The sequence below is a fragment of the Vreelandella titanicae BH1 genome, from assembly GCF_000336575.1.
Lineage (GTDB): Bacteria > Pseudomonadota > Gammaproteobacteria > Pseudomonadales > Halomonadaceae > Vreelandella > Vreelandella titanicae.
In genome coordinates, this window is sequence record NZ_AOPO01000014.1 from 82,518 (window position 1) to 96,797 (window position 14,280).

The following is a 14,280-nucleotide window of genomic DNA, read 5'->3' on the forward strand; positions in this document are numbered from 1 at the left end:
AGACGCAGACAGCAAGCTCCTAAATCGGTAGCTCGCCGTCGAAAATCTAGTTCGATAACTCAGTCGTCGATAACACTATCTTCAATAACGCCATCTTCAATAACGCTGTTACGTTTCTGTCGTGGCTGCTCTCAATGAGCAGCACTGCTGTTGTTCAATATCATCGACTGTCCAACATCAGCTACAACAGAAAAAGGCCGGCAGCGGGAAATCCCGCCGCCAGCCGTGGAAGCTCACGCAGCGCGTAAAGCCGTCCGCACAAGGCTTACTTGAGCTCGACGGTTGCGCCCGCTTCTTCCAGCTTGGCTTTAGCTGCTTCAGCGTCGTCTTTAGACAGACCTTCTTTGATGGTCGCCGGAGCGCCGTCAACAGCACCTTTAGCTTCTTTCAAGCCAAGGCCAGTGATCTCACGTACTGCTTTGATCACGTTAACTTTCTTGTCGCCAGCAGCGGTCAGAACTACGTCAAACTCAGTCTGTTCTTCAGCTACTTCGCCGCCAGCAGCCGGACCAGCCATTACGGCAGCGGCAGCAGAAACGCCGAATTTCTCTTCCATTGCTTCGATCAGCTCGACAACTTCCATTACGGTCATGTCGGCTACAGCATTGATGATATCGTCTTTAGACAGTGCCATTGTTTCATTCCTAACTTTGCGGGAGTCTCGGTCAGCCGAGGACTCAGGATTCATTGCTCGGTTCAGGCAGCGCCCTGGTTAAACCGTTTACGCCACCTGCAAGAAGAACTGCTTATGCAGCTTCTTGCTTCTGGTCGCGCAGAGCGGCCAGAGTACGAACCAGCTTGCCAGCGGAGGCTTCTTTCATTACCGACATCAACTTGGCAATTGCTTCGTCGTGAGTCGGTAGGGTTGCCAGACGGTCGATGTCAGCAGCCGGAATCAGCTCACCTTCGTAGGCCAACGCTTTTACTTCGAAGTTCTTGTCCGCTTTAGCAAACTCTTTGAACAGACGAGCGGCAGCGCCCGGATGATCAGTAGAGAAGGCCAACAACGTAGGACCAACGAAGCTATCGTTCAAGCACTCCCACTGAGTGCCCTCGAGAGCGCGGCGAGCCAGCGTATTACGTACAACACGCAGCTCTACACCATTCTCACGCGCCTGCTTGCGCAGATCGGTCATTTTACCAACCGTAACGCCGCGAGAATCAGCAACTACGACGGAGAGTGCGCCCTTGGCCGCTTCACTGACCTCGGCAACAATCGCTTTCTTGCCTTCAAGTGCTAGTGGCACAGTGATCACTCCTTCGTGCCGGAACCCAGGAAGGTTCCGGTGGTTACCATCTCTCCCCACTCTGCTGTGCTAAAAGCGCTGCAAAGCGGGAAGCCTTGGGGATGGTGCTCACCAGAAAGCCGTCTTAAGCTTAACCAACTGGCGGCCACACCATCTGCGCAGGCGCTTATAGGGCAATTAAGCCGCCCTTGTAAGTACTTGCGTACTTATCAAGCGCGGCACCTGCGGTCTTTGACGATGCCCCGGCCAGTGATAGCCACCAAACGGGGGACCGCAAAGTTCTTGCTCGGTTCTTACAAAAAAACCAACGATTACTCGCTTACGCGAAAGCAGAGTGATCGATTGTTAAACCCGGGCCCATAGTAGTAGACAGGGTCATTTTTTTGAAGTAAATACCTTTAGAGGCGCTCGGCTTGAGGCGCTTCAGGTCAGCAACCAGTGCTTCCAGGTTGCCGTTAATTGCTGCGGCGTCAAAATCCACTTTACCCAGGGTAGTGTGGATGATGCCGTTTTTGTCGGTACGGAAACGCACCTGACCCGCTTTGGCATTCTTGACCGCTGTCGCCACATCGGGCGTTACGGTGCCAACTTTCGGGTTAGGCATCAGGCCACGCGGACCTAGAATCTGACCCAACTGACCCACAACGCGCATGGCGTCTGGCGAAGCGATAACGACGTCAAAATCCATCACGCCTTTTTTCACTTGCTCAGCCAAGTCGTCCATACCCACGATGTCGGCGCCGGCTTCTTTAGCGGCATCGGCATTGGCACCCTGGGTGAAGACTGCAACGCGTACGTCTTTACCGGTACCGTTAGGCATGACGGTAGCGCCACGTACAACCTGGTCGGATTTGCGTGGATCAACGCCCAGGTTGATGGCAACATCAACAGACTCTTTGAATTTAACTGTAGACAGCTCAGAGAGCAGCGCTACCGCTTCTTCAATAGAGTAGGCTTTAGTAGTGTCTACTTTTTCGCGAATGATTTTCGCACGCTTAGACAGTTTAGCCATGATCAGAGACCCTCCACGTTTAGGCCCATGCTGCGAGCGCTGCCAGCAATGGTGCGTACAGCGGCATCGAGATTCGCAGCCGTCAAATCAGGCTCTTTAGCCTTGGCGATCTCTTCAAGCTGTTCACGCGTTACGGTGCCGACCTTCTTCTTGTTCGGCTCACCAGAACCAGACTTGATGCCAGCGGCTTTTTTCAGCAGCACGGCAGCAGGCGGCGTCTTGGTGACGAACGTGAAGCTACGGTCAGAGTAGACGGTGATCACGACTGGCGTCGGCAGGCCCGGCTCAATTTCTTGAGTCGCAGCGTTGAACGCCTTACAGAATTCCATGATGTTCACGCCGTGCTGACCCAGCGCAGGGCCTACCGGCGGACTTGGATTGGCTTTACCTGCAGCAACCTGCAGTTTGATATAAGCCTGTACTTTCTTGGCCATCTTTAACACTCCAGTTGGGTAATAGCGCCCGAAGGCTCCCCGGTACCAGTGAAACAGCTGAACCAGCCATTTCACACGAATTAAAACTTACCGCTTACTTACTATTTACTACTCACCCGTTACTCTTTCTCAACTTGAGAGAACTCTAACTCAACAGGTGTAGAGCGCCCGAAGATCAGCACGCTGACATGCAGACGACTCTTTTCATAATTAACTTCTTCGACAACACCGTTGAAATCGGCAAACGGCCCGTCGACAACACGCACTGATTGGCCCGGCTCAAACATCGTCTTAGGCCGCGGCTTATCAGTACCGTCTTTAACGCGCAGCAAAATGGCATCTGCTTCGCGAGAAGTGATTGGCGCTGGCTTCTCTTTTGTTCCGCCAATAAAGCCCATAACACGCGGCGTCTCATTGACGAGGTGCCATGTTTCGTCGGCCATTTCCATCTCGACTAGCACGTAGCCGGGATAAAATTTGCGCTCGCTCTTGCGCCGCTTGCCGTCACGCATTTCGACAACTTCTTCGGTCGGCACCAGAATTTCGCCAAAGCGATCTTCCATACCATACATCTTCACACGCTCAATCAATGAGCGCATGACATGCTTTTCAAAGCCAGAATAAGCGTGAACGACGTACCAACGTTTGGACATGAATACTCCTAACCAATGACGCCGGACATCGCCCAGCCAAGAAGAGTGTCGATCAACCACAGCATTAGCCCCACCACCAAAACGGCCACTAGCACAATGGCCGTGGTTTGAATGGTTTCGGCTCGGGTCGGCCATACAACGCGCTGAATCTCTTTCTTGGCGCTTCTGGCAAGCTCTACTAAATCACGACCCTTGGTAGTGGTTAGCGCGATCAAACCCGCAATCACACACAACACCACCACACCAAGCACGCGGTAGAGCAGGCCAATATCGGCGAAATAGGTATTACCAACAACAGCAACGACAAGCAGCGCTACGACCGCCGCCCACTTGAGCCCGTCATGGCGCGTCTGTTGCACCTCGGCGCCATGTTTTACAGAACCAGGCTTCATAAAAACGAGACTCCTCAGGGTGCGGCGAACGATAAAAGAATTTTGGAAAAAGACATACCAACCTGGGGAAGGTTGGCAGGCCAGGAGGGAATCGAACCCCCAACCTGCGGTTTTGGAGACCGCTGCTCTGCCAATTGAGCTACTGGCCTGTATCGTCGTACTGACTTTCTATCTTCGTACTTTCTAGACGTTCTAACGTCTATCTACTTTTTGCTTCTTACTTCTGTTAATAAGCGTCTTTTCGACCGCCTATACAACAGCGGGCGCCATGGTAGCGGAGAATCCCACACCTGACAACCCCTTCTTTACGCTCAAGCGTCACAAAAACCCACCCAAACGCAGAGACAAAAAAAGCGAGCTTCGCTCGCTTGATCTGCAATATGGAGCTCATGGACGGAATTGAACCGTCGACCTCACCCTTACCAAGGGTGTGCTCTACCCCTGAGCTACATGAGCCAAACACATCAACTGGAGCGGGCGGCGGGAATCGAACCCGCACCATCAGCTTGGAAGGCTGAGGTTCTACCATTGAACTACGCCCGCCGAACTTGCCTATAGAATGACAATCCGCTGCACGAGAAACAGTAGCTAACGCCCGCTTACCGGCTTTTCATTCCCAAACACTGAACAGTTCAGCGCCTGATAAACTTGGTGGAGAGGGAAGGATTCGAACCTTCGAAGCTTTCGCGGCAGATTTACAGTCTGCTCCCTTTGGCCACTCGGGAACCTCTCCAACTGTGGCGGCACATTATGCCAGCCTCCAAAACAGTGTCAAGCTAGATATTTACTTAATTTATCGTAGCTTGCGATGCCAGCGCATCTTCTGCCTGCCTTGGAACGCGCTGCATTCTGTCAAAGCAGCATGGAGAATGCAAGTGCCGCGCGAATCTTTTCTAGCGCTACCGGCTCAGGCACCCGCGGCGCACCCGACATTTTGCCCGCACGCTCGGCGAAAGTCATCGGAAAGCACGCCTCTAAGCCGCCATAAACCATATCCGGCCACACCGCATGAGGCACCTGCACTCCCCGTGAGACAACGCGCGCATCGCCCCCCGTCAACAGCATTGGCAGCGCCACACCCTCTTGATCGCACACTTCGCTATAAATGCGGTTAATGGCACTGACGGCAGCCATATAAATACCGTGATTAACCGCATCAACGGTGCGTCGTCCTGGCTCCAGCAACTCATCGGCCTCACTTTCAGGGTCGATGGCCACATTGCGAGTACCAAGCTTCAGGCTCTCTTTCATCAGGCGAAGACCGGGGATAATAAAGCCGCCCAGGTGCTGGCCGCCTGGCAGCACAAAGTCGATAGTAATCGCGCTGCCACAATCCACCGCACAGCAACCGCCTGCTAGCTGATAGCCCGCCAGCGCCCCCATCCAACGATCGACGCCTAAACGCCCCGGCTCTTCGTAGCCATTAACCACGCCTAGTGCCTCATGGGTTGAGTGCGCCACGTGCACATGACGCACCCGGCGGCGCAACAAGGCGACCGTCTCTTCCAGCACGGCTGCCCTGGCAACGCTTGATATACGCACCGCCTCGACCACGTCCAGGTCGGGAATATCAGCCCCTGGGCGCCACTCCTCCCGGGTCCACACAGCCCCGCGGGAACGTATCTCGCTACTCTCGGCATCCTTGAGCCGCCATTTAGACAGCGTGTTGCCGATATCCAGATCCAGAATCATAAACGCCTGCGCACGCTGATCTCACCGCCGGCTAGGCGTCGCGAGTGACCATTTTCGGCAACCCAGAGGTTACCACTCTCATCCACTTCTCCGGCGATCGCATCGCTGGTCTGCTGTCCTTGAATCACTCTAATCGGCAGCCCCGCATAGGCGTGACGCTGATTCCACGCATCCCGCCAGGCGGCAAAGCCATGTTGTTCAAAGTTAGCCAGCATCGCCAGCAGGCCCGACACTACGTCTGAGGCCAACTGATTACGCGAGATATCCGGCAGTCGCTCGAAAAGCGCCGCAACAGGTTGGTCGATCGCTGCCCGCTGGGCAGCGGGCAGCCAAAGATTCATGCCCATACCAATGACGACTTCGCAGGGGCCTGCGGCATCCCCGGTCACTTCGATAAGAATACCGGCCAGCTTGCCTAACTCGTCGCCTGGGCCATCACCCTGCTCGGAGAGCAGGATATCGTTAGGCCACTTAAGCTTCGGCGCCACACCATGCTGCTCAAGCACTTGGGCAACGACAACGCCTACCGCCAAGCTCAAGCCCTCCAGCACCGCAATACCCGACTCAAAGCGCCAGCCCAGCGATAGCATTAAGCTCTGACCCCAGGGCGTCGACCAGACACGACCACGGCGCCCACGTCCCGCCGTTTGCAGCTCAACCAGGCACACTTCGCCATGCCCAGCGCCCTGCTCAAAGCGTTGGCGCAGATACTCATTGCTGGAGGGTAACTGGTCCTCAACAAACAGGCGCGCAAGGTGGTGGCGCGCCTGTGCGGGCAGCCGCTCCACGATTTTGGCGCCCTCCAAGGGCTCCAGGCGCTGCGAGAGCTGGTAGCCACGGCCTTTCACCGCCACTACCTCCACCCCTAGTGCTTCCAGTTTTTTTAACTGTTTCCACACCGCCGCACGAGAAATACCCAGCGCTTCACCCAGCTGCTCGCCAGAGTGAACCTCGCCATCGCTTAACAAACGCATCAGGTTGCCGATGGTCATGCTCCTGCCCCAGTGGGAAAAGCGCTAGTCTAGCGGATGGAGGTTCATGGCGAAAACATTCCTAGACCAAGGTTGATATGAGAGGCAGTAATATCAGCGAAGCCTTCGACATGGTAGAATGGCTATTGGACGCAAGCCCTGAGCCAAGATGGTCGGCAAATTGCCAGCCCTTGCGACCCGCATTTTCCGACCCGTGGACGAACGGGTGTTCACAAGAGTTCTCTCTCAGCATGCAAAACCAGCAAAACTCCAGCGCGGTTAATAACCTGCGCAACGTCGCGATCATAGCCCACGTTGACCATGGTAAAACCACACTGGTCGACAAGCTCCTGAGCCAGTCCGGCACCCTTGACCGTAAAGCAGAAGGTCAAGAGCGCATCATGGACTCAAACGATCAGGAAAAAGAGCGTGGCATTACCATTTTGGCCAAGAATACGGCCATTCAATGGCAAGACAGCCAAGGTAACGACTACCACATCAACATCGTGGATACGCCTGGGCACGCCGATTTCGGCGGCGAGGTTGAGCGCGTCATGTCAATGGTCGATTCGGTGCTACTGCTAGTAGACGCCGTTGATGGCCCGATGCCGCAAACCCGCTTTGTGACCCAGAAAGCCTTTGCCCAAGGCCTGAAGCCGATCGTGGTGGTCAACAAAATTGACCGTCCCGGCGCACGCCCTGACTGGGTTATCGACCAGATTTTTGACCTGTTCGACAACCTCGGTGCGTCTGACGAACAGCTCGATTTCCCAATCATCTACTGCTCTGCCCTAAACGGCATTGCCGGTATGGATCCTGAAGAGCTGGCGGACAACATGGATCCCATGTTCCAGGCCATCGTCGATATCGTCGAGCCGCCGAAGGTTGAGCTTGACGGCCCCTTCCAGATGCAGATCTCTGCGCTGGATTACAACAGCTATGTAGGCGTTATCGGCCTGGGTCGCATCAAGCGTGGCGCGGTGAAACCGAACCAGCAGGTGTCGATCATCGGCGTTGACGGCAATGTGCGTAAGGGCAAAATCGGTCAGGTCATGACCCATATGGGCCTTGAGCGCGTGCAGACCAACGAAGCCACCGCGGGCGACATCGTCTGTGTTACCGGCATCGACGATCTGTCGATTTCGGATACGCTATGCGATCCGGCCAAGGTCGAAGCGCTGCCGCCACTGTCCGTCGACGAACCGACCGTTTCAATGACCTTCCAGGTCAACGATTCACCGTTCGCCGGTAAAGACGGTAAGTTTGTGACCAGCCGCAACATCAAGGATCGCCTTGATCAAGAGCTGATTCACAACGTGGCCCTGCGCGTTGAGCAGGGCGAAACCCCTGAGAAGTTCAAGGTTTCTGGCCGTGGCGAGCTGCACCTCTCGGTGCTGATCGAAACCATGCGCCGTGAAGGCTTTGAGCTGGCCGTAGGCCGCCCTGAAGTCATCATCAAAGAGATCGACGGTGAGAAGCAGGAGCCCTACGAAGAGGTCATCATCGACTGTGAAGAGCAGCACCAAGGCTCGATCATGGAAGAGCTGGGCTACCGTAAAGGTGAGATGACCAACATGCTGCCGGACGGTAAAGGACGGGTTCGCCTGGACTTCATCATTCCTGCCCGCGGCTTGATCGGTTTCCGTGGCCAGTTTCTGACCCTGACTTCGGGCACCGGCATCCTGACCAGCCGCTTTGATCACTACGGCCCGCTGAAGCCTGAAGCCTCTATCGAGCGTCGCAACGGCGTGTTGGTTTCGATGGTCGACGGTAAAGCCCTTGCCTATGCGCTGTATGCGCTGCAAGAGCGCGGCAAGCTGATTATCGATCACGCCACGGAAGTTTACGAAGGCATGCTGATCGGTATCAACAACCGCGCTAACGACATGGTGGTTAACCCCACCAAAGGCAAGAAGCTCGACAACATGCGCTCCACCGGTAACGATGAAAACATCGTCTTAACCCCGCCGGTTAAGTTCTCCCTGGAGCAGGCCATCGAGTTCCTCGACTCTGACGAGCTCGTCGAAGTCACGCCGGCGCACATCCGCCTGCGCAAAAAGCTGCTGAAAGAAACCGAGCGTAAGCGTTACAGCAAGAAGTAATCCGTTCCAAGCAGTCAGTACCCAAAAACCCGCGAAAGCGGGTTTTTTTATGCCTCGTTGCCACACTTCATGACCGCTCAATAGCTGCCAAGATACTTCCCTAAACGCAGCCTAAACGCTAATACGCTGGAAAGGTGCCGCGTTCTATCGCACAGTGACGCTAAATTCAGCGCGTCCAAGGCACGCTGACATCGCTACATTCATACAGGTGTTTGGATACTTACCCCCATCCTGACGCCCAAACACGGACACTCTTACCCATGAGCGGTCATAACGTCTGGACGCATAAAGGCACTTTTCTTCTCGCCGCCGTTGGTTCCGCCGTCGGTTTGGGCAATCTATGGCGCTTCCCCTACCTAACCGGTGAAAACGGTGGCGGTGCCTTTATATTGGTTTACGCACTGACGATCTTCGCCGTTGGCATACCGATTCTGATTGCCGAGATCATGCTGGGTCGCACCAGCCGCCAGAGCCCGATTATGGGTATGCGGCACCTGACCAAAACCCATGGCACCTCTCGGGCCTGGGAAACGATCGGCTGGCTGGGCGCTGCCTCGGCGTTTTTGATTTTAAGCTTCTATTCGGTGATTGCCGGCTGGGCGATTCACTACACTTGGCTGATGCTGACCGGCTCACTGGTCGGTGCCGACGCTCAGACCATTAGCACTGGCTTTGACGCACTACTGGCCGCCCCTGGCCTAATGACGCTCTATCACACCCTTTTCATTGCCGCGTCCGCGCTGATTGTCGGCATGGGGATTCATAAAGGCATCGAATCAGGCCTGCGCATTATGATGCCCGCGCTGTTTGTAATTCTGTTGGTAGTGCTGGCCTACGGCGTAGTGAATGGCGATATAGGTGCCGCTGCCAGCTTCCTGTTTACCTTTAATATCGCCGACCTCAGCCTTGAAGGCTGGCTGCAGGCCATGGGCCAATCATTCTTCACCCTTAGCCTGGGGATGGGGGCAATTATGGCTTACGGCGCCTACATGCCCAGCGAGGTCTCACTAACCCGCACCGCCTTTGCTGTTGCCATCGTCGATACCGCCGTGGCGATGGTGGCGGGCCTGGCCATTTTTGCTCTGGTGTTTGGCGCCGGTCTGGAAACCGGGCAAGGCCCTGGGCTGATGTTTGTTACCCTTCCGCTGGCGTTTGCCGAAATGCCGTTTGGCGCTTTGGTGGGCGGGGTGTTCTTTATTCTGGTTCTCGGCGCAGCTATCAGTTCCTCTATTTCGTTGATCGAGCCCGTCGCGGCGTTCCTGGTGGAGCGTTTCGACATGACCCGCCCACAAGCCGTTACCATTATGGTGATTGCCGCCTGGGCAATGGGTCTGTTGACGGTGGTTAGCTTCAATATGTGGGCCGAGGGGACGATTTTCCATAGCCTGTTTGGGCGCAGTGCGTTTGAGTTTATCGAGCTACTCACCAATATATTTATGCCGGTGGGCGGCCTGCTGATAGCCCTATTCGCCGGTTGGGCGCTAACCCAGAGCGAAGTGATGAAGGAACTGGGCAGCAGCGTCACTTGGTTTAAATTCTGGCGGTTTCTGGTGCGCTTTGTGGCCCCCGCCGCCGTAGCCTTTGTGTTTTTACGCACCATTCCTCAGGTGGATGGCTATCTTATCCCCACCCTCGGCGCACTGCTCATTATTGGTGCCTTTGCAGCCAGCCAGCGGTGGCTGAAAAAACCACGACAAATAACTTAATAACAGTGTGCAGGCGGCTTAATTAGCCGCCTGTATCGCGTGGAGACACCATGACCCCTCTTATTGAAGTACAGCGAGTCAACAAAGCGTTCGGCGGCCTACAGGTGATTAATGACTGCTCCATTCAAGTGGAGAAGGGCTCCATTACCGGGATGATTGGCCCCAACGGCGCAGGTAAATCAACCCTGTTTAATCTCATTGCTGGCGCCCTGACCCCTGACAGCGGCCATGTGCTGCTTGATGGAGAAGACATTACCTCGCTCAGCGCCGACCAGCGCTTTCATCGCGGCTTATTGCGCACCTTTCAGATCGCCCACGAGTTCAGCCAGATGAGCGCGCTGGAAAACCTCATGATGGTACCGCCCAAGCAAGCCGGTGAAGACCTTTTCAGTGCCTGGCTAAAGCCCGGCAAAGTGCAGCGAGAAGAGGCGGAGGTGCGCCGCCGCGCCCTGGAAGTCATCGACTTTGTTGGCCTGCACCATGTGCGCAACGAGCTGGCGGGTAATTTGTCCGGAGGGCAAAAGAAGCTGCTGGAGCTTGGCCGCACCATGATGACCAACGCCAAGGTAGTGCTACTTGATGAGATCGCCGCCGGGGTAAACCGCACCCTGCTGGGTGATTTGATCGGCAATATTGAGCGGCTCAACCGCGAAATGGGTTACACCTTTCTGGTCATTGAGCACGACATGGAGATGATTGCCCGCCTTTGCGACCCGGTTATCGTGCTGGCTCAGGGCAGTGTGATGGTGGAGGGGCATATCAACGACATCCAGAATAACCCTGAGGTCATCGAGGCCTACTTCGGTACAGATGCCGCTTAAACGTGACGTTTTCTCCCATTAGCCAATTAATATAATGATGTCGCTGCCAAGCGACCTTGCTGGAATACTTTGCTTATGTCATCAACAACCAGGCCATTAATCGACGCACGGGATGTGCACGGCGGCTATGGCGGCATGAATATCCTTAACGGGGTAAACATGACGCTGGAAGCCGATGAGGTCGGTGTTATCGTCGGCCCTAACGGGGCGGGTAAATCCACCATGCTGAAAGCGGTCTTTGGCCTGCTGCATGTTAATCAGGGCGAGATACTGCTTAACGGCCAGCCCATCCAAAACCTGCCGCCTAACCAGCTGGTGCAGCGCGGCATGGGCTTCGTGCCCCAGGAGAAGAACGTTTTCCCCAGCCTTTCGGTGCAGGAAAACCTGGAGATGGGCGCCTTTTTAAAGCCGCAAAACGTCAAGCGCATGCTCGCTCAGATCTATGAGTTTTTCCCACCGCTGTACGAAAAGCGCCGCCAGCCTGCCGGTGAGCTTTCCGGTGGACAGCGCCAAATGGTCGCCATGGGCCGCGCTCTGATGGCCGAGCCGAGCCTACTGTTGCTGGACGAACCCACCGCAGGGCTGTCGCCGCTGTATATGAATGAGATTTTCGACCGCGTCAAACAGATCAACGCCGCTGGCGTGGGTATTTTGATGGTGGAACAGAACGCCAAACAGGCACTCGCGATAGCCGATAAGGGCTTTGTGCTGGCTGCTGGCCAAAACCGCTTTACCGACACTGGGGCGGCACTGCTCGCCGACCCCGATGTCGCCAAAAGCTTTTTGGGCGGCTAGCCCCAGGGAGATAGACGTGAACGAACTGGTTTTTTTCATCAATAATGTGGTGATTTCGGGCAGCGTCAGCGGCTCTATTTATGCCATTGGGGCCATTGGGGTAACGCTGATTTTCAGCATTATGCGCTTTGCCCACTTCGCCCACGCCGACATGATGACCTTCGGCGCCTTTATGGTGCTTCTGCTTACCACGCTGTTCCCAGCAGCGGGCGCCAGCCTAGGTGTACCCACCGCCGTGCTAATGCTGCCTCTGGCGATGCTGCTCACCGCCGCTTTGGCCGTGGGGATCGATAAAACCTTCTATAAACCGCTACGTGCCCATGGGGTCAAACCGATTGTGCTGGTGATTGGCTCGCTGGGGGTCACGTTGATTCTACAGGGCTTGATCCGCCTCTTTTCCGGCACCGGCGGGCAGAGTTTATATGTCGACGACCGTAAAGAGATCTTCCGCCTTGCGCTGCCCTTCGAGGGTGCCCGTGCACCGATTGTGGTTACCGAACCGCAGATTTATCTGTTCGTGATCACTATCGTTGCGGTCGTCGCACTACACCTTTTCCTTAACCGTTCGCGGTTAGGCAAGGCAATGCGCGCCATGTCGGATAACCCTGAACTCGCCCAAGCATCGGGTATTAATACCAATACCATCGTGGCGGTGACCTGGATGATTGCCGGAGCGCTGGCGGCTATTGCTGGAACGCTGCTCTCCTTAGACGTTACCTTCAAACCCGATTTGAGCTTCTTTCTGCTGCTGCCTATTTTCGCCGCCGCTATTGTGGGGGGCGTTGGTCACCCTTACGGCGCCATTGCCGGTGGCTTTGTGGTCGGCTTTGCCGAAACCCTGGCGGTGTTTAACTGGAATGTGCTGCTACGCCCCTTCCGCGACAGCCTGCCCGCCTGGCTCGAGCTACCGTCGAATCTGGCCTTTGTGGGTACCGAGTACAAAATTGTGGTGCCGTTTTTCATTCTGGTAGCCATTTTGGTGTGGCGTCCCACCGGACTCTTTAAGGGCAAGGTGATCTAATGAGCAACTCAGAAAAAACGCGCAACCCTGCCTACACTCCCCAAGACGCCACGTCTGCCCGTCGCTTCCCGCTGCGCGAGCTGATTCTGTTTGGTGTGCTGCTCGTAGCGGTTTTGGCGGTCTACGCCATCATGGGCGCCGCCTACAGCACGCGCATGCTGGTAGAAGCTGCCTGCTACGCCATCCTCGCGCTGGGATTAACCATCCAGTGGGGCTATGCCGGTCAGTTCAACGCCGGGGTAATGGGCTTTGTCGCCCTGGGTGGCTTCTGTGCGATGTTTTTCAGTGTACCGGTCAACGATGCCTTCTGGGGCACGGCGCTACCCGGCGAATTTGGCCGCGTGCTGCTTTATGGCGCAGCCGCTATTGTATTGATTGTTGGCGCCAGCAAGCTGGATCGACTGGGCGTACCCAAGCCCCTGCGTACGTTGATCGCGGTGGTGCTGGGTGTGGTGCTTTACCTCGTGGTGATTAGCCAGCTGCGTGAAGTCACTGATGCGATTGAAAGCCAGGCAGGCTTCGTCGGTGGGCTGGGCTTACCGCCCTGGATCGGCTGGATTGTCGGTGGCGCGCTGGCGGGTGGCGTCGGCTACTTTATTGGCCATATCTGTTTGGGCTTGCGCAGCGACTATCTGGCGATAGCCACCCTCGGCATTGCCGAGATCATCAAGGCGTTTCTAAAGAACTCCGACTGGCTGACCCGCGGCACCGCTACGGTTTCCCCACTTCCCTGGCCCACACCGGGGCCTGCCGAACTGGGGTTTACGCTCTCACGAGCGATCTACCTTTCGTTTACGGCGGTGATCATCGCGGTAATCTTCTTTTTACTCAATCGCGCCTACAACGCCCCTTGGGGCCGTATGATCCGGGCGATTCGCGACAATGAAGTCTCCGCTGCGGCGATGGGTAAGGATATCAACAAACGGCGTCTGGAAATCTTCGTGCTGGGCTGCATTCTGATGGGCTTGGGCGGCGGCATACTGGGCACCTTCAACAGCCTCTTCGATCCTCAAGGCTACCTGCCGCTCAACCATACCTTCCTGGTGTTGGTGATGGTGATCCTGGGCGGACCGGGCAATAACCTGGGCACCATTTTTGGCGCCGTGGCGGTGTACATTATCTGGATTATGTCCGAGCCCCTGGCGCTGTTCTTAATGCAGTTAGCGGTGGCCTTTGGCGAAGGCGCTTTCGGCTGGGATGCACCAGGCAATATGGATAGCCGCGCCCTGCAGGCACGGGTGCTGGTGATTGGCTTATTGATCACCATGGTGCTGCGCTTCGCGCCCAAAGGGCTACTACCCGAGAAAATCAAAAGTCACAATTGATATGACCTATGAGCTAAGCCCGGCGCGCCAGATCTGGCGCGCTTTCGGGCAGCAACAGGTCACCAAGCGCCTTCAGTACGACAAGTTTTGGTAACAATCAATACTCGTA

14 protein-coding genes and 4 tRNA genes are annotated in these 14,280 nt (G+C 55.8%); 6 read left to right on the forward strand and 12 right to left on the reverse strand.

The features are described from left to right. Positions 1 to 265: 265 nt before the first annotated feature. From rplL to HALTITAN_RS19855, 12 genes are all read right to left on the reverse strand, one after another. Complete coding sequence (rplL, locus tag HALTITAN_RS19800; RefSeq protein WP_022520870.1) at positions 266 to 634, reverse strand: 50S ribosomal protein L7/L12; 369 nt, start codon at positions 632 to 634, stop codon at positions 266 to 268. Between the two features lie 112 nt (positions 635 to 746). Further along, positions 747 to 1,247, reverse strand: a complete 501-nt coding sequence (gene rplJ, locus HALTITAN_RS19805; protein WP_022520871.1) for a 50S ribosomal protein L10 — start codon at positions 1,245 to 1,247, stop codon at positions 747 to 749. Positions 1,248 to 1,566: 319 nt separating this feature from the next. Continuing rightward, a complete protein-coding gene (gene rplA, locus HALTITAN_RS19810; RefSeq protein WP_027958796.1) occupies positions 1,567 to 2,259 on the reverse strand; it encodes a 50S ribosomal protein L1 in 693 nt (230 codons plus the stop codon). A 2-nt stretch (positions 2,260 to 2,261) separates the two neighbouring features. Beyond that, entirely contained in the window at positions 2,262 to 2,693 is a 432-nt protein-coding gene (gene rplK / locus HALTITAN_RS19815; protein ID WP_027958795.1) for a 50S ribosomal protein L11, read from the reverse strand. Between the two features lie 119 nt (positions 2,694 to 2,812). Continuing rightward, positions 2,813 to 3,346: a transcription termination/antitermination protein NusG gene (gene nusG, locus HALTITAN_RS19820; RefSeq protein WP_008959178.1), complete on the reverse strand. Its 534-nt coding sequence runs from the start codon at positions 3,344 to 3,346 to the stop codon at positions 2,813 to 2,815. Positions 3,347 to 3,354: 8 nt separating this feature from the next. Continuing rightward, the gene (secE, locus tag HALTITAN_RS19825; protein WP_008959179.1) at positions 3,355 to 3,738 is read right to left on the reverse strand and encodes a preprotein translocase subunit SecE; all 384 of its coding nucleotides are present in this window, start codon (positions 3,736 to 3,738) and stop codon (positions 3,355 to 3,357) included. Positions 3,739 to 3,811: 73 nt separating this feature from the next. Further along, positions 3,812 to 3,887, reverse strand: a tRNA-Trp gene (locus tag HALTITAN_RS19830). A gap of 232 nt (positions 3,888 to 4,119) precedes the next feature. Further along, positions 4,120 to 4,194: transfer RNA gene (locus HALTITAN_RS19835), tRNA-Thr, on the reverse strand. Positions 4,195 to 4,207: 13 nt separating this feature from the next. Further along, positions 4,208 to 4,281, reverse strand: a tRNA-Gly gene (locus HALTITAN_RS19840). Between the two features lie 106 nt (positions 4,282 to 4,387). Then, positions 4,388 to 4,471, reverse strand: a tRNA-Tyr gene (locus HALTITAN_RS19845). Between the two features lie 119 nt (positions 4,472 to 4,590). Next, positions 4,591 to 5,430 (reverse strand): type III pantothenate kinase, encoded by an 840-nt coding sequence (locus HALTITAN_RS19850; RefSeq protein ID WP_009288152.1) that lies wholly within the window; start codon positions 5,428 to 5,430, stop codon positions 4,591 to 4,593. After that, on the reverse strand, positions 5,427 to 6,422 hold the full coding sequence (locus HALTITAN_RS19855; RefSeq protein WP_009288153.1) for a biotin--[acetyl-CoA-carboxylase] ligase: 996 nt from the start codon (positions 6,420 to 6,422) through the stop codon (positions 5,427 to 5,429). The genes HALTITAN_RS19850 and HALTITAN_RS19855 overlap by 4 nt, the downstream gene beginning before the upstream one ends. Before the next feature lie 230 nt (positions 6,423 to 6,652). On the opposite strand from HALTITAN_RS19855, the gene typA reads away from it, so the two are divergent. From typA to HALTITAN_RS19885, 6 genes are all read left to right on the forward strand, one after another. Then, the gene (gene typA / locus HALTITAN_RS19860; protein WP_027958794.1) at positions 6,653 to 8,503 is read left to right on the forward strand and encodes a translational GTPase TypA; all 1,851 of its coding nucleotides are present in this window, start codon (positions 6,653 to 6,655) and stop codon (positions 8,501 to 8,503) included. A 260-nt stretch (positions 8,504 to 8,763) separates the two neighbouring features. Next, positions 8,764 to 10,209, forward strand: coding sequence for a sodium-dependent transporter (locus HALTITAN_RS19865; RefSeq protein WP_039860221.1), 1,446 nt, complete (start codon positions 8,764 to 8,766; stop codon positions 10,207 to 10,209). Positions 10,210 to 10,259: 50 nt separating this feature from the next. Beyond that, positions 10,260 to 11,030, forward strand: a complete 771-nt coding sequence (locus tag HALTITAN_RS19870; protein ID WP_022520878.1) for an ABC transporter ATP-binding protein — start codon at positions 10,260 to 10,262, stop codon at positions 11,028 to 11,030. A 75-nt stretch (positions 11,031 to 11,105) separates the two neighbouring features. Continuing rightward, a complete protein-coding gene (locus tag HALTITAN_RS19875; protein WP_022520879.1) occupies positions 11,106 to 11,825 on the forward strand; it encodes an ABC transporter ATP-binding protein in 720 nt (239 codons plus the stop codon). Positions 11,826 to 11,841: 16 nt separating this feature from the next. Next, a complete protein-coding gene (locus tag HALTITAN_RS19880; RefSeq protein ID WP_022520880.1) occupies positions 11,842 to 12,846 on the forward strand; it encodes a branched-chain amino acid ABC transporter permease in 1,005 nt (334 codons plus the stop codon). Further along, on the forward strand, positions 12,846 to 14,171 hold the full coding sequence (locus tag HALTITAN_RS19885; RefSeq protein ID WP_009288155.1) for a branched-chain amino acid ABC transporter permease: 1,326 nt from the start codon (positions 12,846 to 12,848) through the stop codon (positions 14,169 to 14,171). The genes HALTITAN_RS19880 and HALTITAN_RS19885 overlap by 1 nt, the downstream gene beginning before the upstream one ends. Positions 14,172 to 14,280: the final 109 nt, after the last annotated feature.